Raw genomic sequence first — 24,248 nt, 5'->3', positions numbered from 1 at the left:
CGGCCCCCCGCCCCCGGCCCCCCCCCCGCGCCCGCCCCCGCCGCCCCCCCCCCCCCCCCGGCGCCCCTAACCCCCCCCCCGCCCCCCGGTGGGGGGGGCCCCCACGCCCACCGCCGAACGATCCCGCAACCGGCGCGCGAAGATCTCGACCAGCGCCGGCCCGGTGCCCCAGGTGATGTGAAAGCGGGGAACCGAATTGCCATGTCCCTGCGCGCCGTAACCGCCGCGCTCGGCCCAGCCCACCAACGGAAAAATCTTGAGGCCCCGGGCGCGCAGCCAACTGCGTTTCTCCCCGGCCGCGAAATCGACGTAGGCGTGCGCCCATTGGCGTGGCCAGTAGTCCTCGGGCCGGTCGAACGCCGCTGTGCCCAGCCAATCTTGGAGGGCCAACTCGTGGCTGTCGCGGATGCCCAGCCGGCGCTGCTCCGGGCTGTCGACGAAAAAGAGGCCGCCGAACGACCAGAACGCCTGCCCGCCCAGATTGGCGCTGTTCTCCTGGTCGAGGATCAGCACTCGCAGGCCGCGCTCGACCAACTCGCAGGCGGCCACCAGACCCGAAAGACCGGCACCGACGATGATCGCGTCAGCGGCGAACCCCGCGACCGAAGAATCGCTCATGTGGCAACAGGGTAATGCCCGCGGCCGGCGGGCCAATCAGACGCTCGGTCAGGCGGCGTCGAGGACCGCGCTGTGGGGCCGCCACTTGTACACGGTCGGGGTGCAGCCGTGCATCGACGCCAGGTCGACGGCGTCCAGCATCGCCTGCAGCGGCCCGGGCTTTCGCAGTTGGTGCGCGGCGACGGCGACCCGCACGATGCCGCCGCGGCGCGCGATGCGCTCGGCGGACAGCACGACCATGCGGCACCACCACGGCTCGGTCAGGAAGCCCTCGCCGATGCCCAGCACCCGGGCGCGGACCGTGCTGTGCCGGACCAGGTCGGTGATCCCGTGCAGATCGGCGAGCAGCCGAAAACCGTTCTGCGGCAACGCCTTGACCACGCCCGGGGACACCACCCAGCCCGGTGCCGCGAAGAGGCGGGTGCGCAGCCCGAGGTGCTCGAGCACCCGGTCGGCGCCCATCAGTCGCAGGTTGGCCTCGTGCGCGCGCAGCACCGCGAATTCGCCGCGGCGCTTCTTGGTTGCGGGGTCGTCGTAGCCGTGCAGCACGATGGCGTCGCCGCCGGCCCGACGGGCGGTCAGCCACTCCACGGTGCGCGGGTCGCGGTCGAGCCGGTAGTCGCCCTTGAGTCGGGGAGCAACCAGCAACGAGACCGGGACCTTGCGGGCATCCATTTGTGCGCAGAACGCCTCGACGTCGCCCAGGGTCCGCTCACCGATCCCGGACACCGAGACGATCAATTTTCCAGACACACCTGCAGTTTGACGATTCCAGGTGTCGGGACGGTGAAGGACACGCAGACGGCAGGCGTATATCGGCCCAGGCGGAAATTCGGCCGGGCAAAGCCCGCAAGCAGCGAATCTGCGTGCGCCCGGACGCCCGAACGGCCCCCGACAGCAAACGCGTCCCACCGTCGGCGGGAGCAATCGATTCGATATGCTAAGCAACGCCATGGACAAGGCCCGTTCAGCAGCGGCCGACACCTCGCCGCCCACCGTTCCGCCTCAGCATCCGGGCGCCCATGTCTACCCCGACAAGCTGGACGCCAGGCTGTTACGGGTCTCCGGGGTGTGCCTGCTGGCCACCGTGATGGCAATCCTGGACGTCACCGTCGTCGCCGTCGCGCAACGCACCTTCATCGACCAATTCGGCTCGTCGCAAGCCATCGTCGCCTGGACCATGACCGGCTACACGCTGGCGCTGGCGACCGTGATCCCGTTGACGGGCTGGGCCGCCGACCGGTTCGGCACCAAACGGCTCTTCATGGGATCGGTGGTGGCGTTCGCGCTGGGCTCGTTGCTGTGCGCGGTCGCGTCAACGATCCTGCAGCTCATCGTGTTTCGAGTGGTGCAGGGCATCGGGGGCGGCATGCTGATGCCGCTGGGATTCGTGATCATGACCCGCGAGGCCGGCCCCGGCCGCCTCGGCCGCCTGATGTCGATCCTGAGCATCCCCATGCTGCTCGCCCCGATCGGTGGGCCGATCCTGGGCGGGTGGCTCATCGACACCTCCAGCTGGAGGTGGATCTTCTTGATCAACCTGCCGATCGGGCTCTTGACGCTGGTTCTGGCGGGACTGGTGTTCCCCAGGGACCACCCCGCGCGCTCGGAGACGTTCGACGTCGTCGGCGGGCTGCTGCTGTCGCCCGGCCTCGCGACGTTCCTGTTCGCGGTGTCCTCCGTCCCGCGCTGCGGGACGGTTGCCGATCGCCGCGTCCTGATACCCGCGGCCGTCGGCCTGCTGTTGATCGCCGCGTTCGTCCTCCACGCGCGGCGCCGCACCGACCACCCGTTGATCGACCTGCGGTTGTTCCAGAACAAGGTGATCAGCCAGGCCAACGTGACGATGGTGCTGTTTGCCGTCGCGTTTTTCGGGGCGGGCCTGCTGCTCCCGAGCTACTTCCAGCAGGTGTTGCACCAGACGCCGATGCAGGCCGGCGTGCACATGATCCCGCAGGGCCTGGGGGCGATGCTCACCATGCGGCTGACCGGGCCGCTGGTGGACAGGCAGGGCCCGGGCAAGATCGTGCTGATCGGCATCGCGCTGATCACCGCCGGCCTGGGCGCGTTCGCTTTCGGTGTGGCCCGGCAGGCGGCGTACCTGCCCACGCTGTTGATCGCCCTGGCGGTCATGGGGCTGGGTATGGGTTGCACGATGATGCCGCTGTCGGTGGCGTCCGTGCAGGCCCTGTCACCCCACCAGATCGCCCGCGGCACAACGCTGATGAGCGTCAGCCATCAGGTCGGCGGCTCGCTGGGAACCGCGCTGATGTCGACGATCATCACCAACCAGTTCAACCGCAGCGAGAATATCGCCGCGGCAAACAAACTCGCCGCGCTCCAACAGAAAGCCGCCGCCACCGGGACGCAGGTCGACCCGTCGGCCATCCCACCGAAGGCGTTCGCCCCGGGCTTTGCAGACAGTGTCCTGCACGACCTTTCCCATGCGTACACAACGGTATTCGTGATCGCGGTCGTGCTGGTGACGCTGACCGTCATCCCGGCGATGTTCCTGCCGAAGCAGCCCGCGATCGTAACGGCGGGCGAGGACCTCGACTAACCGTCGAACAGCATGGTTGCGATCCGCAGCACGGTGTCCATCGGATCGGCCTGTTTGACGGCAGCGTTGACCGCGTCGTTGAGCCACAGCGTCGAAAACCCGTGCACCAGTGACCAGGCCGCCAGCTGAGCGGCGGCGGGGTCGGCTCGCGCGTTGGGATCCCGCAACGTCGCGACGCCGCGGGATAGCTCGGCCCCGGCGGCGACCTCTGCGGCGGCCAGTTCGGCGTCCGCGGCGTCCAGGAGCGACCGGTTGAACATCACCTGATAGTGGCCGGGGTGCTCGAGGGCGAACCGCACGTACGCCAAGGCGGCGTCGGTGAAACGGCCCCGCGCGCGGGTCAGCGTCTCGGCCAACAGCCGGAAGCCCTCGGTGGCCAGCGCGGTGAACAACCCGCGCCGATCGGTGAAGTGGTGGGCAGGGGCGGCATGCGACACGCCCGCGCCGCGGGCCAGCTCGCGCAACGAGATCCCGTCGGCGCCGCGCTCGGCCACCTGGCGCGCGGCCTCGGCGAGGATCACTGCGCGCAGGTCGCCGTGGTGGTAGTTGGGACGGGCCATCAGGCCAGCATACCGACCAAACTTGACAGTGACTAGATAGGGGTTTACCTTCTGGTGCCAGGATCTTGTCATTGTCTAGATTGGAATCGAAATGGCCCCGTTGATCACGCTGCTAGTGGCCACCATCGCCGCGCGGAGCATCGGCTGGCTCGGCGTCCCTTACGTCAACAGCTGGACGGCCGCGCTCGCCGTCGGGCTGGCGGCGATGTTCTTGCTGACCGGATTTTCACACTTCGCCCCGCCGCTGCGGCGCGACCTCATCGCGATCGTGCCGCCGCGCCTGCCCGCCCCGGGCTACCTGGTCACCATCACCGGATTGCTGGAGCTGCTCGGGGCCGTGGGCCTGCTCATTCCCCTGACCCGGGCGGCGGCGGCCGCCTGCCTCCTGGTGCTGATGCTGGCCATGTTCCCGGCCAACGTCTACGCCTCCCGGATGCCCGATCCCCCCAAGTCGATGACGACCCGGCTACCCCTGCGCACCGCGATCCAGGCCGTTTTCCTGGCCGCCGCCATAGCGGTCGCGGTCGGCAGCGGCTAGCAGCCACGCGTACTGGAACGCGGTTTCCTGCCAGGCCTTGTAGCGACCGCTGACGCCGCCGTGTCCCGCGTTCATCTGGGTCTTCAACAGAATCGGATTTCCGTCGGTGTTGGCGTGCCGCAGCGCTGCGACCCATTTGGCGGGCTCGACGTAGTAGACCCGGGTGTCGTTCAACGACGTCATCGCCAGGATGGCCGGGTAATTCCTGGCTTCGACGTTCTCGTAGGGTGAATACGACTTCATGTACGCGTAGACATCGGTGTCGCTCAACGGGTTTCCCCATTCGTCCCATTCGGTGACGGTCAGCGGCAACGAGGGATCGAGGATGGTGGTGAGCGGGTCGACGAAGGGAACCTGTGCGAGGATGCCGGCGAAGAGGTCCGGTGCCAGGTTGGCCACCGCACCCACCAAGAGGCCCCCCGCGCTACCGCCCAGCGCGACCAGCTGTTGCGGCCGGGTCAGGCCCGTATCCACCAAATGCCTCGCTACCGCGACAAAGTCGGTGAAGGTGTTCTTCTTCTCCAACAGCTTGCCGTGCTCGTACCACAGCCGGCCCATCTCACCGCCGCCGCGGACGTGGGCGATAGCGAACACCATGCCCCGGTCCAGCAACGACAGCCGGGCAATGGAAAAGCTTGGGTCGGTGCATATTTCGTAGGCGCCGTAACCGTAGAGCAGTGCCGGCGCGGGAAACTCGACGTCGGCCCGGTGCACGATCGACACCGGGATTCGCGTCCCGTCGTCCGCGCGCGCCCAGTCCCGCCGCTCCACGTAGTCGGCGGGCCGGTAGCCGCCGAGGACGGGCTGCTCACGCAGCAACGTGCGCTCACCGGTGGCGAGGTCGATGTCGTAAACCTGCGCCGGGGTGATCAACGACCCCGCCCTGATCCGCAGCTTGGGCGAATCCCAGGTGGGGTTGCCGCCAAGACCACTCGACATCAGCTCCGAGGCGAAGGAGATTTCCTCGGGCTCACCGTATTGCCCGTCGGAACCGATGGGCCACAATTGAATCCGGGGCAACGCCTCCCGGCGGTAGCTGACGACGAGATGGCGGGCGAAGGCATCCATTCCGTCGAGCCGGACGTCGTCGTGGTGCGGGATCAGGGTGCGCTGTCGTGTCGGATCGCTGACGGGCGCCTCGGTGAGCGTGAAGTTCACCGCGCCGTCGTTGTGCAGGATCAGGAACCGGTCCTCGCCGCCGACCACCGCGTGCTCGACCGAATACTCGACGCCTTCGCGCCGCGGCAGCACGACGGTGAACGCTGCCCGCGGATCGGCGGCGTCCGCATACAGCATTTCCGAGGTGATCGACGAACCCGCCGCGATGAACACGTACTTCTCGCTTCGGGTGAGCCCGACGCCCAGCCAATACCGTTCGTCGGCTTCGTGATACACCAGCTCCGACGGTTCGTCGGCGCCGAGCCGGTAGCGCCACACCTTGTCGGGGCGGTGAGCGGGGTCCAGGGTCAGGTAGTACACCGTGCGGTTGTCGGCCGCCCAGGTGGCTCCCGCGGCGATGTCGGCGATCTCGTCGGGGTACTGCTCGCCGGTGCGTAAGTCCCTGAATCGCAGGGTATAACGTTCGTCGCCGACGGTATCGACGGAGTACGCCAGCAGGTTGCTGTCCAGGCTGACCGTGGCGGCGCCCAGCGCGAAGAATTCGTGGCCTTCGGCTTCGGCGTTCGAGTCGAGAATGACCTGCTCGCCGGGGATTTCGGTGTCCTCGTCGAGGATCGGCGGGTCCCAGTCGTCGGGATCGGTGACAGGGCAACGGCATTGCACGCGGTACTGCTTTCCCTCGAAGGTGCGGGCGTAGTACCACCAGTCGCCCTGCCGGGTGGGCACTGACAGATCCGTCTCCTTGGTGCGCGACTTGATCTCGTCGAAGATCTTCTGCCGCAACGATTCCAGGTGAGCCGTCATCCGGTCGACGTAGTCGTTCTCGGCCTCCAGGTAGCCGATGACCTCGGGGTCGGCCTTGTCGCGCAACCACTCGTACGGATCGATGAACACGTCACCGTGGAATTCTCGCCGGGTTTCCACCCGCTTCGCGACGGGCGGTGTGGGCGCGTCCAGTGCGGCGTCCGTCATGCGCCCGGCCCGATCCAGTCGCCGAAGCTCAGGCCCGAAATGCGCTCGTAGGCCTCGATGTAACGGCTGCGGGTGGCGTCGATGATGTCGTCGGGAAGCGGTGGCGGGGGCTGCGACCCGTGACGATCCCAACCGGACTCGGGGCCGGTCAGCCAGTTGCGGACGAACTGCTTGTCGAAACTGGTCTGGACCACACCGGGCCGGTAATCGCGGGCCGGCCAGTACCGCGAGGAATCGGGCGTGAAGATCTCGTCGGCCAGCAGCAGGTTGCCACCCGCGTCGGTGCCGAATTCAAACTTGGTGTCGGCGATGATGATTCCCCTCGTGAGTGCGTGGTCGGCGGCCTGGACGTAGATCTGCAGGGTGCGGTCGCGCAGCTGGTTGGCCCGCACCCCACCGACCAGCTCGATCACCCGGGCGAACGAAATGTTCTCGTCGTGGTCGCCCAGCGCCGCCTTCGTCGCCGGGGTGAACAGCGGGTTCGCGAACTTGCTGGCCTCCACCAGGCCCGGCGGCAGCGCGATGCCGCAGACCTTGCCGGTCGCCTGGTAGTCCAGCAGCCCGGAGCCGGTCAGGTACCCGCGGGCCACGCATTCCACCGGAAGCATCTCGAGCCGTCGCACCACCAGCGCGCGGCCGAGCACCTCGTCGGGGATGCGGGGATCGTCGGGCGGGCCGGCCAGGTGGTTCGGCGTGTCGACGAGTCCGAAGAAGAAGACGCTCATCGCGGTCAGAATGCGTCCCTTGTCCGGGATCGTGCTGTCCAGGACGTAGTCGTACGCGGAGATCCGGTCGCTCGCCACCAGCAGCAGGTGCTCGTCGTCGACGCGGTAGATTTCGCGGACCTTGCCGCTGGCCAGGTGCTCGTACTCGGACAGTGCAGGGCGCATCGAGCCAGCCTATCGGGCGCCGAACGCCCGGCCCTGTGCTGGTATTGCGCTATGACATCGCTGCCCTCGCGGGTTCTGCCCTACGCCACCACCCCCGGCCGGCTGGCCGTCCAACTGTTCAGCGACTTCGCCATCTTCCTGTGGACGGCACTGTGGCTGGTCGTCGGCACGGCCGTCTACGACGCCATCTCGACCATCGCCGAGGCCGGTCGGCAGGTCGAGATCGGCGCGAACGGCGTCGCGGGCAACCTGGCGTCGGCCGGCCAGGGCGCGCACAACATCCCGGTGCTCGGCGATGCGGTCAGCAAGCCACTCGCGTCGGCCAGCGCCGCCGCCCTCGACATCGCGGCCGCGGGGCACAGCCTGGAGACCACCGCGGGCTGGCTCGCGGTGCTGGCGGCACTGGCCGTCGTCGCCGTGCCGCTGCTCATCGTGGTCATCCCTTGGCTGTTGCTGCGGCTGCGCTTCTTCCGGCGCAAGTGGGCCGTCAGCGGCCTGGCGGCGACCCCGGCCGGCGAACAGCTGCTGGCGCTGCGGGCCCTGACGAACCGGGCGCCGCGTAAGCTGGCCGCGATCAGCGCGGACCCGGTCGGCGGATGGCGGCGCGAGGATCCGGTCACCATCCGGGCGCTGGCCGCGCTGGAACTACGGTCGGCCGGAATCGCGCTGCGCGCCCGCTGACCGCGCTATGCGCCGAGCGCCGGTCCGACGGTGGTGTTTCCAGGACACCTGCATCTAGCGCTTACCGGCGGTCACCCATGGCCGTGACGCGCGCAGCAACCCCGCGAGGACCACAATCACCCACGCCGCCAACGCGTCCCAGAAGAAGACCAGCGAAACCGTGGTCAGCCAGCGTTGACCGGTTTCGCCTGCCATGGCGTAGCTGGCGGCGGAGTACATGCCCAGCGGGAACACCAGCGCCCACCACACACCGGCGAACCGCAGCGAATCGGGTCGACGGTTGATCCGGCGCAGGCCGAAGTAGACCAGTGGCGGTATCCACAGGGTGGCGGCCACCCACGTCACCACGGTGACCACCCGCACTGGCCCGGCCAGCCCCTCGGGTGCCAGGGCGTGGATATCGTCGCCGGCCAGAGTGGCGATGGCCAGGCCGCCCATCAGGATCCAGCTGTCCGGCTCGAACCCGTCACGATCCTGGCGCTCGGCGATCGCGCGCCACAGGATCAGCCAGGTCATCAGGCCGTAGATGCAGATCGCCGCCGCCCACATCGGCACGGCAACCGTCAGCCACCAGCGATGGCCGGTGCGGTGCGCCAGCTGAGCCATCACGATCGCCAGACCGGATGTCCCGACGCTGGCCAGTTCCCACGCGCCGTGGGCGTGATCACGCAGCCCGGTCCGGCTGGGCGCCAACATGTTCCGCGCGCTGAGCCCGATCAGCACGAGCCAGGCCGACAGCGCGACCGCACCGAGCACCCGCAGCACCCACACGTTGGACGACAGGCGTGTGTCGATCACCGCGCACGCGGCCACGAAGGTGAACAGCCTCAGGGTGACGTCGGGGTCCGTGAGGTCCCAGCGGAGGTTGCGGCGCGCGGCGGTGATGACCGTGACGGCGACCAGGACAGCCAGAGCGACGGTGGCCGCGACGCCGAGCGCGTCGCTGGCCCAACGGTATCCGTGATCGCGCGCGCCGATCGACAAGATTCCCGTCGCCATCACCGCGGCGAACACATCGGGTGACGGCTCGACATCGGCGAGCCGGGGCGTCACTGTTCCTCGCGTAGCTCCACAACCAGATGCCGGATGCCGGTGTGCCGATTGCTGCGCGTCCATTCGACGGGCCGGGCGACCCGCACGGCGCCGAAGCGCGTCAGCAGTTCCTCGAACAGTACCCGCAGCTCAAGCCGGGCCAGATTGGCGCCCAGGCAATAGTGGATCCCCTGGCCGAAGCCCAAGTGCGGGTTCGGCTTCCGACTGATGTCGAATTCGTCGGCGCGGTCGAACACGTCGGCATCTCGATTGGCCGAGCCCTCCCAGATCTGGACCTTCTGTCCCGCCCGGATGGACTGCCCGCCGAGCGTGACGTCGCGGGTGGCGGTGCGCCGCTTCGACGGCGACGGCGACGTCCACCGCACCATCTCCTCGACCGCCGTCGGCAGCAAGCCGAAATCCGAACGCAGCGAACGCAATTGGTCCGGGTGTTCGGCCAGCGCCAGCAGGCCGCCGGCGACCGCGTTGCGCGTCGTCTCCGCGCCCGCGCTGAACAGCAGGCTGAAGAACAGGTACAGCTCGAGATCGGAGAGCGCCGGCGCGTCCTCGTCGTCGACCGTGGCGTTCGCGACGATCGACAGCATGTCGTCGGTGGGCTCGGCGCGCTTGGACGCGATCAGCTCCTGGCCGTAGGCGTACATCCGCGACCCGGCCTCCGCCTCGGACAGTTGCGAAAGGGCGGCCTTGCGCGAGCCGCCGAAGTCGAACTGCGGCTCGATGGCCTGAAAGAGCCAATGCCGTTCGGATTCGGGCACTCCCAGCAGGATGCAGATCATCTGCATCGGCAGTTCGGCGGCAATGTCGACCAGGAAGTCGAACGGTTCGCCCGGCACCACCGAGTCGAGCAGCCGGCGGGCCCGGGTCCGCAGGTCGTCCTCGACGCGGCCGATCATGCGCGGCGTCAGGCCGGAGCTGACGAGCCGCCGGATCTGGGTGTGGCGCGGATCGTCCATCATGTTGAGCACCTGGCCCGCGATGGCCAGGTCCTGCAGCAGCGTGCCTCCGTACGGCCGCTGCCCACCGGTGACCGACGAATACGTGGTCGGGTCCTTCAGCACCTCAAGGGTTTCCGCGTACGTGGCGACGGACCAGAAGCCCTCGCCGTCGGGGGTGTTGTCGGTCGGCTCGTGCCAGTAGACCGGCGCCTCTCGCCGATGCACGGCGAACAGCTCGTGCGGGAACCCACCGGCGAAGTTGTCGAGGTCGGTGAAGTCGATCCCCGAGAGCGCGCCCGCGAGAGTCACAGGATTGCGCCCGGGGTGTATTTGGCCGCGTCCGGGTAGCGACTGACCAACGCGTCCACCGCTGCCACCACCTCGTCCACCTGGTCACCGGCGGCACCGGTGAACGACTTCTTGTCGGCCAGCGCGGCGTCCAGCGCCGCTCGGTCCAGCGGGAGTCGCTCGTCGGCGGCCAAGCGGTCGAGCAGGTCGGGCTCGGCGCCGCGTTCCCGCATGGCCAGCGCCGTCGCCACCGCGTGTTCCCGGATCACGTGGTGGGCCGCCTCGCGACCCATGCCGGCGCGCACCGCGGCCATGAGCACCTTGGTGGTGGCCAGGAACGGCAGGTAGCGATCCAGCTCGTGGGCGATCACCGCCGGGTAGGCGCCGAACTCGTCGAGCACGGTGAGGAACGTCTCGATCTGCCCGTCGATGGCGAAGAAGCTGTCCGGCAATGCGATTCGGCGCACCACCGAGCAGAACACGTCGCCCTCGTTCCACTGCGCGCCGGCCAGCTCGGCGGCCATGGAGGCGTAGCCGCGCAGCACCACCTGCAACCCGTTGACCCGTTCGCAACTGCGGGTGTTCATCTTGTGCGGCATCGCCGACGAGCCGACCTGCCCTTCGGCGAATCCCTCGGTGACGAGCTCGTGCCCGGCCATCAGCCGGATGGTGTGCGCCATCGACGACGGCCCGGCGCCGAGCTGCACCAGCGCGGAGATCACGTCGTGGTCCAGCGATCGCGGGTAGATTTGCCCGACGCTGGTCAAAACCGTTGCGAAGCCGAGAAAGTCGGCGACGCGTCCCTCGAGTTCGGTCAGCTTGGCCGTGTCGCCGCCGAGCAGGTCCAGCATGTCCTGCGCGGTGCCCATCGGGCCCTTGATGCCGCGCAGCGGGTAGCGGTCGATCAGCTCCCCCATGCGGTCCAACGCGATCAGCGTCTCCTGGGCCGCCGAGGCGAACCGCTTGCCCAACGTGGTTGCCTGCGCGGCTACGTTGTGGCTGCGTCCGGCCATCACCAGGTCGCGATAGGTCACCGCCCGCTCGGCGAGCCGGGCCGCCACCGCAACACCGTGCGAGAAAACCAATTCCAGCGACCGCCGGATCTGCAACTGCTCGACGTTCTCGGTGAGGTCGCGGCTCGTCATCCCCTTGTGGACGTGCTCGTGGCCGGCCAACGCGTTGAATTCCTCGATGCGGGCCTTGACGTCGTGGCGCAGCGCGCGTTCGCGGTTCGCGATCGAGGCCAGGTCGACGTCCTCGAGCACCCGCTCGTAGTCGGCGATCGCCTCGGGGGGAACGTCCACTCCCAGCTCGGCCTGGGCCCGCAGCACCGCCAGCCACAGCCGCCGCTCCGCGACGACCTTGGCTTCCGGCGACCAGATCGCGACCATCTCGGCGCTGGCGTACCGGGTGGCCAGCACGTTTGGAATGCTCACAAGCACACAGCTTACGGTGGCGGCCATACCCTGTGCGGGTGTACTTCGTCGGCGTGGACCTGGCCTGGGGCGGTCGCAAGCCGACCGGCGTCGCGGTGGTCGACGCCGACGGCCACCTCGTGCACCTCGGCGCCGCGCGTGACGACGCCGACGTGCTCGCCGCCTTGTCTCCCTATGTCGGGGGCGACTGCGTGGTGGCGTTCGACGCGCCGCTGGTGGTGACCAATCCCACCGGGCAGCGGCCCGCCGAGGCGGCGCTCAACCGCGATTTCCGCAGGTTCGAGGCCGGCGCCCATCCGTGTAATACCGCCAAACCGGAGTTCGCCGACAGGCCGCGCGCAGCGCGGCTGGCCGCGACGCTGGGCCTCGACATGGACCCGCGGTCGCCGGCCGCTCGGCGCGCCATCGAGGTCTACCCGCATTCGGCGACCGTCGTGCTGTTGCGGCTCGAGCGGACCCTCAAGTACAAGGCCAAGCCGGGCCGCGACGTCGCGCGGCTGAAATCGGAACTGCTGCTCCTGATGGACGGCATCGAAAAGCTTGCGCACGCCGCGGTGCCGCTGCGCGTCGAGGGCCACGACGGCTGGGCGCGGCTGCGCCAGCAGGTCGTCGCCGCGCAACGCAAAAGCGGACTGCGCCGCGCCGAAGATCCGGTCGATGCCGTCGTCTGCGCTTACGTCGCGTTGTACGCCCAGCGCCGCCCGGCCGACGTCACGATCTACGGCGATGCAGCCACCGGGGCCATCGTGACGCCGTCGCTGCCGTGACGGCTCAGATCTGCACCGGACGCGGGTCGATGGGGGCGAGCACGTCGACCAGCTCGACCACGGTGCCCAGCGCGGCGGCGGCGGGGTCGCCACCCTCGACCAGGGCGGCAACCACCGAGCCGTCGACCGCGCAGATCAGCGTGCACACCAGCTCGATGCGCACCGATCGGCCGGATCGCTCCAGCGCCTCGGCCACCGCCTCGGCGCGCTGGCGCAGGCTGCGGCGCATGGTCTCGCGCAGCGCGGGCAGGCGCGTGCAGGCGATGTGCCGCTCGTAGCGCGAGATCAATTGCTCGGTGAGCGCCGGATCAGACAGGTCCCCCACCAGCAGGTCCGCCAGCACCTCGGCGGTGGTCTCGGGTCCGCGGCGCCGCCGCGACAACGCGTTGACCCGAGAGCGCAGCTGCGCGATCTCGATCATTCCGATGTGCTCGACGGCGCGCGCGATCAGGTCGTCAAGCGATGAGAAGTAGTAGGTGGTGGACGCCAGGGGCAGGCCGGCGCGCCGGGCGACCGCCCGGTGCCGCACCGCCTCGAACCCGCCCTCGGCGAGCAGCTCGGCGGCGGCGCTCACGAGCGCATACCGTCGACGTTCTCCCTTTGGAGTAACTGCTGCAGTCACGAGTAGCCATCGTGCCAGCAAAAGTGGTACTGCATTGCCATTTCGGCCAAACGGTCATGGCATGATGGCCCGCATGCCCGACCTGAGCCGCCGAACCCTGCTCGGTCTCGGCGCCGGTGCGGCCATCGGTGCTACGGGAGCATACGCCCTGTTCCAGCCCCGAACGTCGCACGCCACGCCGGTGTCTTGGGGCGGCGGCCGCCCGCCGGCGGCACCCGCACCGCTCGAGCCCGCGGCGCCGCCCCAGGCTGCGCCGACGATGGTGACGGGCTCCTTCGTGTCGGCGGCGCGCGGCGGGGTCAGCACCAACTGGGCGATCGCCCGGCCGCCCGGGCAGACCAAGGCGCTGCGGCCGGTGATCGCGCTGCACGGTAAGGGCAGCGACGCCGCCACGGTGATGGCCGGCGGCGTCGAACAGGGCCTCGCGCAGGCCGTCAACGCCGGGTTGCCGCCGTTCGCGGTGGTCGCGGTCGACGGCGGTGGTGGCTATTGGCACAAGCGGGCCTCCGGCGAGGACGCCGGGGCGATGGTGCTGAACGAGCTGATCCCGATGCTGGGAAGCCAAGACCTGGACACCTCCCGCGTGGCGTTCCTGGGCTGGTCGATGGGCGGGTACGGCGCGTTGCTGCTCGGCGGGCGACTGGGGGCCGGGCGCACCGCCGCGATCTGCGCGGTGAGCCCGGCGTTGTGGCTGTCCTCCGGGGCGGCCGCGCCCGGCGCGTTCGACGGGCCCGACGACTTCGCGGCGAACTCGGTGTTCGGAATGCCGGCGCTGGCGTCGATCCCGATCCGGATCGATTGCGGCGACAGCGACCCGTTCTACGGGGCAACGAAGCAGTTCATCGCGCAACTGCCCAACCCACCCGCGGGCGGCTTCTCGCCCGGCGGCCACAACGGGGAGTTCTGGAGCTCGCAACTGCCGGCCGAGCTGACCTGGATGGCGCCGCTGCTAACGGCCTGAGTTGGCCCCCACGCGGTCTGAAGAGCCGGCTCTCCTTGGGGATATGCGAGTCCCGAATCCGATAGCACATGCGATATCAAGTTTGAGAACAGTCATATGGCCCCGACAGAGGGTTCACAGGGCGCCCGTGCGACGATCCGACCGTGACCACACCGTTCGGTTGGAGCCTCCCCTACGCCTGGCCGCGAAAGCCCGTCCTCGCGGCAAACGTCGTCTGCACATCGCAACCCCTCGCGGCCCAGGCGGGTCTGCGCATGCTCGCCGAGGGCGGCAGCGCGGCCGACGCCGCGATCGCGACCGCCGTCACCCTGACGTTGGTGGAGCCGGTGTCAAACGGCATCGGCTCGGACGCGTTCGCCATCGTCTGGGACGGGCAGCGCTTGCACGGCCTGAACGCGTCCGGTCGCTCCCCCGCCGGCTGGACGCCGGAATACTTCGGCGGCAACGCCATTCCCCCGGCCGGCTGGAATTCGGTGACCGTGCCCGGGGCCGTGTCCGCGTGGGCAGAGCTCCATGCAAAATTCGGCAAACTTCCGTTCGAGAAGCTCTTCGAACCCGCGATCTCCTACGGCCGCAACGGTTTCCTGGTCTCGCCGACCGTCGCCGAACAATGGGCCGCCCAGGTGCCACTGCTCAGGGACCAGCCCGGGTTCGCCGAGGCTTTCCTGCCGGGGGGCCGGGCACCGAAACCCGGTGAGCTGTTCAGGTTTCCCGCGCATGCGGCCACGCTCGAGCGGATCGCGGCGACCACCGGCGAGGCGTTCTACCGCGGGGACATCGCCGCCGAACTCGAGGCGCACGCCTCGGCCAACGGCGGGGTGATGCGGGCCAGCGACCTCGCCGCCCACCGCGCCGACTGGGTCGGCACGATCGATGCCGGTTACCGCGGATACACCGTGCACGAGATACCGCCCAATGGTCAGGGGATCGTGGCGCTGATCGCGCTGGGCATCCTGGAGCACTTCGACATGTCTTCGTTGCCGGCGGATTCCGCCGACAGCGTGCACCTGCAGATCGAGGCGGTGAAGCTCGCCTTCGCCGACGCGCACGCTTATGTCGCCGACATCGACCACATGGCCCTGGCTCCGGATCGCCTGCTGGACAAGGATTACCTGCGCGAGCGCGCGGCCCTGATCGATCGAACGCGGGCAAAGCCGGCATCGGCTGGCACCCCGAATGGGGGGACGGTCTATCTGACCGCCGCCGACTCCACCGGGATGATGGTGTCGATGATCCAGTCCAACTACATGGGGTTCGGCTCGGGTGTCGTGGTGCCGGGCACCGGTGTCTCCCTTCAGAACCGGGGCGCGGATTTCGTTGTGGCGGAGGGTCATCCGAACCGGGTCGGGCCCGGCAAACGTCCCTATCACACGATCATCCCGGGGTTCGTCACCAAGGACGGCGCCCCGGTGATGAGCTTCGGGGTGATGGGCGGCACCATGCAGCCCCAGGGCCACGTGCAGGTGATGGTGCGCATCGCCGACCACGGGCAGAATCCGCAGGCCGCGTGCGACGGCCCGCGGTTCCGGTGGGTGCAGGGCACGCAGATCAGTTGCGAAAACGGCTTTCCGCCAGCCACTCTCGACGAACTCCGCCGGCGCGGTCACGACCTTGTCGCCGTCGACGACTACAACCAGTTCGGCAGCTGCCAGGCGATCTGGCGCCTCGACGACGGGTACCTCGCGGTGAGCGATCCGCGCCGCGACGGGCAAGCCGCGGCTTTCTAGACGCTGATCTTTCCCTCAGCCGCCGCAAGCGCGATGTCACTGCGGAAGTGGCTGCCGGGCAACTTAATCGAACTCAGGATGTCGTACGCGTTCGCGCGGGCGGCGGACAGGTCCGCGCCGGTGCCCACCACGGACAGCACCCGACCGCCCGACGAGACGACCGCGCCGTCGTCGCGGCGCGCCGTTCCCGCGTGCAGCACCCCGTCGGCTTCGGACCCGACGACGACGTCGCCGACGCGGGGCCGCCCCGGGTAGTTTTCGGCCGCCAGCACCACGGTCACCGCGGCGCCGTCACGCCAGCGCAACTCCCCGAACTCGGCGAGCGTCCCGGTGCCCGCGGCGTGCAGCAGCTGGCCGAGCGGCGACTCCAGCAGCGCCAGCACGGCCTGGGTCTCGGGATCCCCGAAGCGGCAGTTGAATTCGACCACCGCGGGCCCCTTCGCGGTGATCGCCAGGCCGACGTAGAGCAATCCGGAAAACGGGCTGCCCCGCTTAACCAGTTCGGCAGCAACGGGTTCGACGATTCCGCTGACGATTTCGCGGTACACGCCCTCGGGCAGCCACGGCAGCGGCGCGTACGCGCCCATGCCGCCGGTGTTGGGTCCGCTGTCACCCTCACCGACCCGCTTGAAGTCCTGCGCCGGCAACAGCGGCACCACGGTGCGGCCGTCGACGACGCAGAACAGCGACACCTCGGGACCGTCGAGATAGGACTCCAGCAGCACCGGGTGTCCCGACTCGAGCAGGCTTGCTGCGTGAGCGCGTGCCACATCCCGATCGGGGGTCACCACTACGCCCTTGCCGGCGGCCAGGGCATCGTCCTTCACCACCCAGGCGGGGTCTCCGGCGGGCGGCCCGAACCGGTCCAGTGCAACATCCAAACGCGCTGGGCTGTCGACTATTTCGCTGGCCGCGGTGCGCACACCGGCGGCGGCCATGACCTCCTTGGCGAACGCCTTGGAGCCCTCGATGCGGGCGGCGTCCTTGCTGGGCCCGAAGCAGACAATGCCGGCGGCGCGCACGGCGTCGGCCACCCCCAGCACCAGCGGCACCTCGGGACCGATGACTACCAGATCGGCGCGGACCTCGCGCGCCAGGGCGACGACCTCCTCACCCGAGGTGATGTCGACGTCGTGCTGCTCGGCGAGCCGGCCGGTGCCGGCGTTGCCCGGGGCGATAGCCAGGCCCGTGACCTGCGGGTCTTCCCGAAGCGCCAGCAGCAGCGCATGCTCACGGGCACCGGAACCGATCACCAGGACGCGCACGACACGTCAGACTAGCTCAGGCCTTCAAACGATTCGCTCCAGCAGGCCTTTGAACTCCTTTTGCTGCGCGGCGGTGAGACGACTGAGGCGCTTGTCGAACTCCGCCGAGAGCAGCCCCAGCCCGTCGGCAGCGACCTTACGGCCGGCGGCGGTGAGCAGTAGTCGGTGGCGCCGCAGATCGGCGGGGTCGATCTCCCGGCGCACGAATCCCGCGGCCTCGAGCCGTTTCAGGTAGACGGTCACCGTCGCCTTGGGCATGCACAGCGTCGCCGCGAGTTCGACCGGATAGGGATGCTCGTCGATCTCGGCGAGCACAAACAGCTCCTTGGACTCGAGCCCGAGCGCGCAGATGTCGGCCTCGGCGCTCGAGATGACTGAAACCAGCACCCTGTAATTCAACGACCAGATCTTGGCCGCGTCGCCCGATGACATCGACTTGCCAGATCGTTCAGAAATGAACTAGTTTAGAATGGAACAAACGCATAACCGAACAATCTACCAGAAAGCCGCCACCATGCCTCTGGATCAATACGTCACCCTCGGACGCTCCGGCCTGCGCGTCAGCCCCCTGTGCTTGGGCGCCATGACATTCGGCGAGGACTTCGGCTGGGGCACCAGCGTGGAAGAGTCCCAACAGATCATCGATAGCTACACCGAACTCGGCGGGAACTTCATCGACACCGCCAACTTCTACACCAAGAGCCACTCGGAGAAGATCATCGGCGACCACATCGGGCGCAATGCCGCCCGCCGGGATCGCTTGGTGATCGCCACCAAGTTCAGCGGAAACCTGTATCCCGGCGATCCCAACGGTGGTGGCTCGGGCCGCAAATCACTGATCAGCGCGTGCGAAAACTCGCTGCGGCGCCTGCAGACCGACTACATCGACCTGTACTGGCTGCACATCTGGGACGCGAATACCCCCATTGAGGAGACGATGGCGGCCCTCGACGACCTCGTCCGGTCGGGCAAGGTGCGCTACATCGGCGTCTCCGATACCCCGGCGTGGAAGATCTCCCAAGCCAACCTCATCGCCCGCTTCCGGGGCTGGTCGGCGTTCGTCGGGTTGCAGGTCGAGTACTCGCTGCTCGAACGTTCCATCGAACAAGAACTGGTTCCGATGGCATCCGAATTCGGTCTGGGCATCACGCCGTGGTCGCCGCTCAAGGGCGGCGTGCTCAGCGGCAAGTACACCCGCCGAAACGCCGGACAGCACAACGCCGGTCGCGGCGCGCTGGTCGATGCCTTCCTCAGCGAGCAGTCCTACGCGGTGGTCGACGAACTCGAGATCATCGCGAAGGCGCACGAGACGAACGTCGCCAGCGTGGCGTTGGCCTGGGTGCGCACCCAGCCTGGCGTCGCGTCCGTCATCATCGGGGCGCGCCGGCTTTCGCAGCTCGAGGACAACGTCCGCGCCGTCGACGTGAGCCTCGGCGCCGACGAACTCGCCCGGCTCGACGAGCTCACCAAACCGACGTTCGGATTTCCCAACAACATGCTGGAAATGGCGCCGGGCATCATCAACGGCGGAACGACGGTCAACGGTGTCTCCGGGCCGATATTGGAATATGTGATGCCGCAGGGCGCCCGGCCGTACTGAAGTTCGTCATCACCGCGAACAGACGCAAAAGCCCCCTTTTCGGCGCGAAAACGGGGGCTTTTGCGTCTGCTCGGCGAAGCTAATCGGAAGCGTTGCCCGAGTGCATCTTCAGCGCGGCGTCGACGTTGGCCTTCTTGTCTTCGCCGGCACCCTTCGCCGCGGCCTTCCTGCGCTTGGCCACGACGGAGTCGACCGCGCCGTTGAGCGCCGAGCCGAGTGGGAACCCGAGGTAGTGGGTCAGGAAGACAGCCATCTCTTTCAGTTCGGTCTCGCTGAGTTCCCCGTTGAGCAGCGCGGCGTTGATCTGGATCTCGGCGAGGTCGCGATTGCCGACCGCCGTGACCGCCGTCAGCGTCATGATGCGCTTGTCGCGCATCGACAACCCGGGCCGGGTCCAGATGCTGCCGAACAGGTGGTCGACGGTCAGGTCGAAGTAGGGGTCGCCCTCGATGTTGGGCATTTCCCAGCCGTAGACCTCGTTCATCTTCTCGAGGCCCTTGCGGCGCAGCTCGTCCATGAGCCCTCCAATCAGTCCGACGCGGTGTGCGGCAGCCCGAGCCCGGCCGCCAGATTTTCAAATGCCAGCTGGGCCAGCGGCAGGTCGACCGACAACGCCTCACCCAAACCGAGCGCCAGGCTCAGGTCCTTCTCCCCGAGCCCACGGGTGTGCAGGAAGGGCTGGTACAGGAAGTTTTCCGGCTCAAGGTCTTTCATGTTCTCGCGCACCATGATCGCCCCCGGCCCGCTGGTGAGCGCGTCGGTGTGGCGGACCACCCGGCCCAGCGCCTGCAGATCCAGCCCAGCCGCCTCGGCCAGTTTCATGGCCTCACAGGCCGCCGCGAAGCCGGTGAATGTCAACATGTTGCGGGCCAACTTCATTCGCGTCCCTGCGCCGGGCCCACCGGCATGGACGACCATCGCGGCCCAGTGCTTGAACGCCGGCTTGATCCGTTCGTACACCTCGCGTTCGGCACCCACCATCGTCGCGAGCTTGCCCTCCGCCGCGGCGGTCGTCCCGCCACTGACGGGCGCGTCGACGATGTGGATGCCCTGCGGCTTGAGCTCGGCGGCGAGCTCGACGGCGGTGGTGTCACTGATCGTCGAGTGGATCGCGATGACCGTGCCGGGCTTGGCGTGTGCCGCGAGTTCACCGACGACCTCGCGCACCTGGGCGTCGTTGAGCACGGTGACGTGGACGATGTCGGCGGCGGCGACGTCAGCGACGCTGTCGGCGATGCCGGCGCCCTTCTCGGCCAGCGGCGTCATCGCCTCGGTCCGAATGTCGAAGACCGTCACCCCGCCGGGCCATTCCGTCATCTTGGTCGCCATCGGCGCGCCCATATTGCCAAGGCCGATGTAGCCCAGGCGCAAGTGCTCAGTCATTTGCGCCGCCCCTCTCCCCCGCAAGCGGGAGGTGCCCCCACATCGGTTTTTCGCTCTGCATCGTCGCCGGCGGTCATGACCGAATTATCTGCCCGCCGTCGACGTTGAAAACCTGCCCGGTGATCCACGACGCCTCGTCGGACAGCAGGAACAGGCACATCCCGACGACGTCGTCGGGAGTTCCCATCCGCGACAGCGGCAGGCCCTTGACGATGTCGGCGACCATCTCTTGCGGCGTGGTGGTCCGGTTGGCCTCGGTGTCGATCGGCCCGGGCGCGATCGCGTTGATCCGGATGTTCTGCCCGCCCAGTTCACGCGAGAGCTGCTGGGTCAGGCCGTTGATCCCGACCTTGGCCAGCGCGTAGAAGTTGGCGTAAAGCCATGCCGCAGTGGAGGACTGGTTGACGATCGCCCCGCCGCCCCGCTTGGCCATCTTTTTGTACACGGCGCGGGTGCACCACAGCGCGCCGTCGAGGTTCACGCTCATGAACTTCTTGTAGTACTCGGGATCGACGGTCAGCAGGAAATCCAGCTTCATGCCCCCGAATATCGCGGCGTTGTTCACCAGGTAGTCGATGCCGCCGAACTCGGCCAGTGTGCGGTCGGCCATCTCCTTGGCCGACACCGGATCCGACACGTCGACGGGTAGGGCCAGCGCCGTACCACCGTCGCCCTTGATCCCGTCGGCCACCTTCTCGGCGCCCTGCACGTTGATGTCGGCGACGACGACGGCCGCGCCCTCGCGGGCGAGCGCCTCGGCGTAGGCCTGGCCGATCCCGCCGCCCGATCCGGTGACGATGGCAACCTTGTTTTCGAACCGCATGCCGCTCCCCTAGCTAACCGCTGTCGCAATGGTTTTGATTTCCAGGTATTCCTCGAACCCGGCCAGGCCCATCTCGCGGCCGTTGCCGGACTGCTTGTACCCGCCGAACGGCGCGTCGGCCGAGTACCAGACGCCGCCGTTGACGTTGATGGTGCCCGCCCGGATCCGCGCGGCAATCCCCGCGGCCCGCTCGGGGTCGGCGCCAAACACGGTGCCCGACAGGCCGTATGGCGAGTCGTTGGCGATGCGCACGGCGTCATCGTCGCCGCCGTAGGGGATGACGGTGAGCACCGGCCCGAAGATCTCCTCCCGCGCGACGCGGGCGTCGTTGCCGAGGCCGGCGATCACGGTGGGCTCGATGTAGAAGCCGACCTCGCGGTCCGCCGGGCGGCCGCCGCCGCACGCGAACGTCCCACCCTCGGCGACCGCCGAGTCCAGGTAGCCCTGCACCCGATCCCGCTGTCGCGCCGAAATCAGCGGCCCGCAAAGGGTTCCCGCGTCGTTGGGATCTCCGGCCCTGATCCCGCCCACCGTGGCGGCCGCGATGGAGACCGCCTCGTCGTAGCGGGCCCGCGGCACCAGCAGCCGGGTGGTGATCGCGCACCCCTGCCCGGCATGCATGCACGCGGAGAACCCCGCGATCCCGACGGCACCGCCGAGGTCGGCGTCGTCGAGCACGATGAACGCCGACTTGCCGCCCAGCTCGAGGAACACCTTCTTGATGGTGGCGGCGCCGTCGGCCATCACGCTGCGGCCGGTGGCCGTCGACCCCGTGAACGAAACCATGTCCACCCGAGGGTCTTTGGCCAGCAACGCACCGACCCCATGGTCGCTGGATGTGACGATGTTGACCACGCCGGGCGGGAAGTCGGTGTGTTCGGCGATGAGCTCGCCCAATACCGCCGCGCACCAGGGTGTGTCGGGCGCGGGCTTCAGGACGACGGTGTTGCCCGCGGCCAGCGCGGGGCCCAGCTTGGCGAGGTTGATCTGGTGGGGGAAGTTCCACGGCGTGATGGCGCCGACGACACCGACGGCCTCGCGCGCGATCGTGCGCCGGGTGGGGATCCCCATCGGCGACGCCTCACCGAGATCCTGATTCCACACGTAGGACTCGGCCGTGTCGGCCGCGAACGCCAGGTCGTTGACTGGGACCTCGAGTTGGGCGATGGCGGTGAGCATCCGCGGCGCGCCGACCTCGGCGATGGTGATATCGCGCAGCTCCTCGAGGTGGGCCTGCATGGCGTCGCGCAGCTGGCGCACGCACCGCACCCGCAACTCGGTGTTGCGCGACCAGTCCGTGTCGTCGAAGGCCCGCCGCGCCGCATCGATGGCGCGCCCCATGTCGTCGGCGTCGGCGTCGGCCGCGACTCCCAGCACTTCCTCGGTCGCCGGGTTGATCGTCGGGAAGGTGCCGGCGTTGCCCGGCGCCAGTTTGCCGTCGATGAACAATGCGCTCGCGCCGTCGGCCAGTAACGCCATATCTCCCGCTCCCGAATAGTCATGGCAGGTGGACAGTTGTCCGATCGAACCCTAGTCGCCGGGCGGTCCGAGGTGCAAGGGCCGATGTCTTGACTGGCCGTCCACCGGCCCGTCCTCCCTCGTTAAGCTGCGCATATACAACTCGTGCTTGATTCCTGTCGCCGACTTCCGATAGCGTGGACACGTGTCCAGCGATGCCCTGGTTACCGTCGCATCCCAGGCCGACCAGCAGACCGGAGAGCCGGTGCGCAACCGCCGCCAGGAAGAGACGTTCCGCAAGGTGCTCGCCGCCGGCATCGAAACCCTGCGTGAGAAGTCCTACGCCGACCTGACCGTCCGCGCAGTGGCCGCCCGGGCCAAGGTCGCCCCGGCCACCGCCTACACCTACTTCTCGTCGAAGAACCACCTGATCGCCGAGGTCTACCTCGACCTGGTGCGCCGGGTCCCGTACTTCACCGACGTGAACGAAACCATGCAGACCCGGGTGGACAAGGCGTTGCGCCAGCTCGCCCTCGTGGTGGCCGACGAACCCGAAGTAGCCGCTGCGTGCACGACGGCGCTGCTGTCGGGCGGCGCCGATCCGGCGGTGCGGACGGTGCGCGATAGCATCGGCGCCGAAATCCACCGCCGCATCACCTCGGCGATCGGTCCCGACGCCGACCCGCTGACGGTGTCCGCGCTCGAAATGACGTTTTTCGGCGCGCTGGTCAACGCCGCCAGCGGCGCCTACACCTACCACCAGATCGCCGACCGTCTCGGCTATGTCGTCGGCCTCATCCTTCCGCGCCCTGGAGAAGAGCAATGACCGTACAGACCGAAAAGCCGGTCTTGGATCCCTACGACTACGACTTCCACGAGGATCCCTACCCGTATTACAAGCGGCTGCGCGACGAGGCGCCGCTGTACCGCAACGAGGACCTGAAGTTCTGGGCGCTGTCACGACATCAAGACGTGCTGCAGGGATTCCGCAACAGCACAACACTTTCCAACAAATACGGCGTCTCGCTAGACCCGGCGTCGCGCGGCCCGCACGCCAGCAAGACGATGTCGTTTCTGGCCATGGACGATCCCGCGCACCTGCGTCTGCGCACCCTGGTCTCGAAGGGCTTCACCCCGCGCCGGATTCGGGAACTCGAGCCCCGCGTCACCGAGATCGCGACCCGGCACCTGGACACCATGCTGGAAAAGTCGAAGGACGGCGCGGTCGACTACATCGACGAGTTCGCCGGGAAGCTGCCCATGGACGTCATCTCCGAGCTGATGGGCGTTCCCGAGCCGGATCGCGCACAGGTCCGGGCGTGGGCCGACGGCGTGATGCACCGCGACGAGGGCGTTACGGACGTGCCGCCGGAGGCCGTCGAGGCCTCCATCAACCTCATCGTCTACTACCAGGGAATGGTGGCAGAGAGGCGCGAGAAGCTGACCGATGATCTGACATCGGCGCTGCTGGAGGCCGAGATCGACGGCGACCGCCTCACCGACGACGAGATCCTCGGCTTCATGTTCCTCATGGTGATCGCCGGCAACGAGACGACCACCAAACTCCTTGCCAACGCCGCCTTTTGGGGCCACAAGAACCCCGACCAGCTGGGGCCGGTCTACGCCGATCTGTCCCGGGTTCCGCTGTGGGTCGAGGAGACGCTGCGTTATGACACCTCCAGCCAGATCCTGGCCCGCACCGTGTCGGGAGAGCTCACCCTCTACGACACCACGATCCCGGAGGGCGACGTCCTGCTGCTGCTGCCCGGTTCCGGGCATCGTGACGAGCGGGTCTTCGACAAGCCCGACGACTTCCTGATCGGTCGCGAAATCGGGCCCAAGCTACTGAGTTTCGGTAGCGGCGCGCACTTCTGCCTGGGCGCCCACCTCGCCCGGATGGAGGCCAGGGTGGCGCTGACCGAGTTGTTCAAGCGGATCCGCGGACGTTGCTGGAGTGGACGCGGACGGCGTTGGCCTCGTCTACCTCATATC

23 protein-coding genes and 1 pseudogene are annotated in these 24,248 nt (G+C 68.4%); 9 read left to right on the top strand and 15 right to left on the bottom strand.

The features are described from left to right. Nucleotides 1–108: 108 nt before the first annotated feature. Both A5706_RS10065 and A5706_RS10060 read right to left on the bottom strand, forming a co-directional pair. Nucleotides 109–618, bottom strand: a pseudogene (locus A5706_RS10065) (FAD-dependent oxidoreductase); the annotation flags it as partial. Nucleotides 619–666: 48 nt separating this feature from the next. After that, complete coding sequence (locus tag A5706_RS10060; protein ID WP_068129671.1) at nt 667–1,371, bottom strand: DUF2334 domain-containing protein; 705 nt, start codon at nt 1,369–1,371, stop codon at nt 667–669. A gap of 184 nt (nt 1,372–1,555) precedes the next feature. On the opposite strand from A5706_RS10060, the gene A5706_RS10055 reads away from it, so the two are divergent. Next, complete coding sequence (locus A5706_RS10055) at nt 1,556–3,178, top strand: DHA2 family efflux MFS transporter permease subunit (protein ID WP_068129659.1); 1,623 nt, start codon at nt 1,556–1,558, stop codon at nt 3,176–3,178. On the opposite strand, the gene A5706_RS10050 is transcribed toward A5706_RS10055, so the two are convergent. After that, nucleotides 3,175–3,738 carry a TetR/AcrR family transcriptional regulator gene (locus tag A5706_RS10050; RefSeq protein WP_068129650.1) on the bottom strand — a complete coding sequence of 188 codons (564 nt, stop codon included), beginning with the start codon at nt 3,736–3,738 and terminating at the stop codon, nt 3,175–3,177. The genes A5706_RS10055 and A5706_RS10050 overlap by 4 nt on opposite strands. 91 nt (nt 3,739–3,829) lie before the next feature. On the opposite strand from A5706_RS10050, the gene A5706_RS10045 reads away from it, so the two are divergent. Further along, the gene (locus A5706_RS10045) at nt 3,830–4,276 is read left to right on the top strand and encodes a DoxX family protein (protein ID WP_068129648.1); all 447 of its coding nucleotides are present in this window, start codon (nt 3,830–3,832) and stop codon (nt 4,274–4,276) included. Here the strand turns inward: A5706_RS10045 and A5706_RS10040 are convergent. Together A5706_RS10040 and A5706_RS10035 are read right to left on the bottom strand one after the other, a co-directional pair. Next, nucleotides 4,205–6,367, bottom strand: coding sequence for a S9 family peptidase (locus A5706_RS10040; protein WP_068129647.1), 2,163 nt, complete (start codon nt 6,365–6,367; stop codon nt 4,205–4,207). The genes A5706_RS10045 and A5706_RS10040 overlap by 72 nt on opposite strands. Further along, nucleotides 6,364–7,257, bottom strand: a complete 894-nt coding sequence (locus tag A5706_RS10035) for a phosphoribosylaminoimidazolesuccinocarboxamide synthase (protein WP_068129645.1) — start codon at nt 7,255–7,257, stop codon at nt 6,364–6,366. The genes A5706_RS10040 and A5706_RS10035 overlap by 4 nt, the downstream gene beginning before the upstream one ends. Before the next feature lie 60 nt (nt 7,258–7,317). On the opposite strand from A5706_RS10035, the gene A5706_RS10030 reads away from it, so the two are divergent. Next, a complete protein-coding gene (locus tag A5706_RS10030) occupies nt 7,318–7,938 on the top strand; it encodes a hypothetical protein (protein ID WP_068129680.1) in 621 nt (206 codons plus the stop codon). 54 nt (nt 7,939–7,992) lie between these two features. On the opposite strand, the gene A5706_RS10025 is transcribed toward A5706_RS10030, so the two are convergent. Genes A5706_RS10025 through purB form a run of 3 tightly spaced genes read right to left on the bottom strand, consistent with a single transcriptional unit; the run spans nt 7,993 to nt 11,650 of the window. Next, a complete protein-coding gene (locus A5706_RS10025) occupies nt 7,993–8,991 on the bottom strand; it encodes a tellurite resistance/C4-dicarboxylate transporter family protein (protein ID WP_068129643.1) in 999 nt (332 codons plus the stop codon). Next, a complete protein-coding gene (locus A5706_RS10020) occupies nt 8,988–10,235 on the bottom strand; it encodes a cytochrome P450 (protein WP_068129641.1) in 1,248 nt (415 codons plus the stop codon). The genes A5706_RS10025 and A5706_RS10020 overlap by 4 nt, the downstream gene beginning before the upstream one ends. Next, complete coding sequence (gene purB / locus A5706_RS10015) at nt 10,232–11,650, bottom strand: adenylosuccinate lyase (RefSeq protein ID WP_068129639.1); 1,419 nt, start codon at nt 11,648–11,650, stop codon at nt 10,232–10,234. The genes A5706_RS10020 and purB overlap by 4 nt, the downstream gene beginning before the upstream one ends. Nucleotides 11,651–11,688: 38 nt before the next feature. Between purB and A5706_RS10010 the strand changes: the two genes are divergently transcribed. Further along, the gene (locus A5706_RS10010) at nt 11,689–12,417 is read left to right on the top strand and encodes a DUF429 domain-containing protein (protein WP_068129636.1); all 729 of its coding nucleotides are present in this window, start codon (nt 11,689–11,691) and stop codon (nt 12,415–12,417) included. A 4-nt stretch (nt 12,418–12,421) separates the two neighbouring features. Here the strand turns inward: A5706_RS10010 and A5706_RS10005 are convergent, their stop codons facing one another. Next, entirely contained in the window at nt 12,422–13,039 is a 618-nt protein-coding gene (locus A5706_RS10005; protein ID WP_068129635.1) for a TetR/AcrR family transcriptional regulator, read from the bottom strand. Between the two features lie 61 nt (nt 13,040–13,100). On the opposite strand from A5706_RS10005, the gene A5706_RS10000 reads away from it, so the two are divergent. Continuing rightward, entirely contained in the window at nt 13,101–14,000 is a 900-nt protein-coding gene (locus A5706_RS10000) for an esterase (RefSeq protein ID WP_068129631.1), read from the top strand. Between the two features lie 143 nt (nt 14,001–14,143). Beyond that, nucleotides 14,144–15,727 carry a gamma-glutamyltransferase family protein gene (locus A5706_RS09995; protein WP_068129629.1) on the top strand — a complete coding sequence of 528 codons (1,584 nt, stop codon included), beginning with the start codon at nt 14,144–14,146 and terminating at the stop codon, nt 15,725–15,727. On the opposite strand, the gene purD is transcribed toward A5706_RS09995, so the two are convergent. Both purD and A5706_RS09985 read right to left on the bottom strand, forming a co-directional pair. Next, complete coding sequence (gene purD / locus A5706_RS09990; RefSeq protein WP_068129626.1) at nt 15,724–16,992, bottom strand: phosphoribosylamine--glycine ligase; 1,269 nt, start codon at nt 16,990–16,992, stop codon at nt 15,724–15,726. The genes A5706_RS09995 and purD overlap by 4 nt on opposite strands. A 24-nt stretch (nt 16,993–17,016) precedes the next feature. Continuing rightward, nucleotides 17,017–17,424 (bottom strand): MarR family winged helix-turn-helix transcriptional regulator, encoded by a 408-nt coding sequence (locus tag A5706_RS09985; RefSeq protein WP_068129624.1) that lies wholly within the window; start codon nt 17,422–17,424, stop codon nt 17,017–17,019. An 82-nt stretch (nt 17,425–17,506) separates the two neighbouring features. Here A5706_RS09985 and A5706_RS09980 point away from each other — a divergent pair, with 82 nt between their 5' ends. Further along, the gene (locus A5706_RS09980) at nt 17,507–18,592 is read left to right on the top strand and encodes an aldo/keto reductase (RefSeq protein WP_068129677.1); all 1,086 of its coding nucleotides are present in this window, start codon (nt 17,507–17,509) and stop codon (nt 18,590–18,592) included. A 79-nt stretch (nt 18,593–18,671) separates the two neighbouring features. On the opposite strand, the gene A5706_RS09975 is transcribed toward A5706_RS09980, so the two are convergent. The 4 genes from A5706_RS09975 to A5706_RS09960 all read right to left on the bottom strand — a co-directional run bounded on the left by A5706_RS09975 (nt 18,672) and on the right by A5706_RS09960 (nt 22,277). After that, nucleotides 18,672–19,109, bottom strand: a complete 438-nt coding sequence (locus A5706_RS09975; RefSeq protein WP_068129623.1) for a carboxymuconolactone decarboxylase family protein — start codon at nt 19,107–19,109, stop codon at nt 18,672–18,674. 11 nt (nt 19,110–19,120) lie between these two features. Further along, nucleotides 19,121–19,975 (bottom strand): NAD(P)-dependent oxidoreductase, encoded by an 855-nt coding sequence (locus A5706_RS09970; protein ID WP_068129621.1) that lies wholly within the window; start codon nt 19,973–19,975, stop codon nt 19,121–19,123. Between the two features lie 73 nt (nt 19,976–20,048). After that, nucleotides 20,049–20,798, bottom strand: coding sequence for an SDR family oxidoreductase (locus tag A5706_RS09965; protein ID WP_068114030.1), 750 nt, complete (start codon nt 20,796–20,798; stop codon nt 20,049–20,051). Nucleotides 20,799–20,807: 9 nt separating this feature from the next. Further along, nucleotides 20,808–22,277 (bottom strand): aldehyde dehydrogenase, encoded by a 1,470-nt coding sequence (locus A5706_RS09960; RefSeq protein ID WP_068129607.1) that lies wholly within the window; start codon nt 22,275–22,277, stop codon nt 20,808–20,810. A 184-nt stretch (nt 22,278–22,461) separates the two neighbouring features. Between A5706_RS09960 and A5706_RS09955 the strand changes: the two genes are divergently transcribed. Together A5706_RS09955 and A5706_RS09950 are read left to right on the top strand one after the other, a co-directional pair. Further along, the gene (locus A5706_RS09955; protein ID WP_068129602.1) at nt 22,462–23,082 is read left to right on the top strand and encodes a TetR/AcrR family transcriptional regulator; all 621 of its coding nucleotides are present in this window, start codon (nt 22,462–22,464) and stop codon (nt 23,080–23,082) included. Then, nucleotides 23,079–24,248: cytochrome P450 (locus tag A5706_RS09950; protein ID WP_068129600.1), on the top strand; the 1,170-nt coding region annotated here is incomplete at its 3' end. The genes A5706_RS09955 and A5706_RS09950, both read left to right, overlap by 4 nt.

It is taken from the genome of Mycobacterium sp. E796 (genome assembly GCF_001672815.1).
Classification (GTDB): domain Bacteria; phylum Actinomycetota; class Actinomycetes; order Mycobacteriales; family Mycobacteriaceae; genus Mycobacterium.
Note: the sequence above shows the minus strand (reverse complement) of the source record. Positions and strands in the feature narration are given on the sequence as shown.

Coding starts and splice junctions, on each gene's coding strand:
- A5706_RS09980 (WP_068129677.1), top strand. CDS start 17,507: ATGCCTCTGGATCAATACGTCACCCTCGGACGCTCCGGCCTGCGCGTC.
- A5706_RS09965 (WP_068114030.1), bottom strand. CDS start 20,798: ATGCGGTTCGAAAACAAGGTTGCCATCGTCACCGGATCGGGCGGCGGG.
- A5706_RS09960 (WP_068129607.1), bottom strand. CDS start 22,277: ATGGCGTTACTGGCCGACGGCGCGAGCGCATTGTTCATCGACGGCAAA.
- A5706_RS10045 (WP_068129648.1), top strand. CDS start 3,830: ATGGCCCCGTTGATCACGCTGCTAGTGGCCACCATCGCCGCGCGGAGC.
- A5706_RS09970 (WP_068129621.1), bottom strand. CDS start 19,975: ATGACTGAGCACTTGCGCCTGGGCTACATCGGCCTTGGCAATATGGGC.
- A5706_RS09975 (WP_068129623.1), bottom strand. CDS start 19,109: ATGGACGAGCTGCGCCGCAAGGGCCTCGAGAAGATGAACGAGGTCTAC.
- A5706_RS10000 (WP_068129631.1), top strand. CDS start 13,101: ATGATGGCCCGCATGCCCGACCTGAGCCGCCGAACCCTGCTCGGTCTC.
- A5706_RS10035 (WP_068129645.1), bottom strand. CDS start 7,257: ATGCGCCCTGCACTGTCCGAGTACGAGCACCTGGCCAGCGGCAAGGTC.
- A5706_RS09985 (WP_068129624.1), bottom strand. CDS start 17,424: ATGTCATCGGGCGACGCGGCCAAGATCTGGTCGTTGAATTACAGGGTG.
- A5706_RS10040 (WP_068129647.1), bottom strand. CDS start 6,367: ATGACGGACGCCGCACTGGACGCGCCCACACCGCCCGTCGCGAAGCGG.
- A5706_RS10050 (WP_068129650.1), bottom strand. CDS start 3,738: ATGGCCCGTCCCAACTACCACCACGGCGACCTGCGCGCAGTGATCCTC.
- A5706_RS10055 (WP_068129659.1), top strand. CDS start 1,556: ATGCTAAGCAACGCCATGGACAAGGCCCGTTCAGCAGCGGCCGACACC.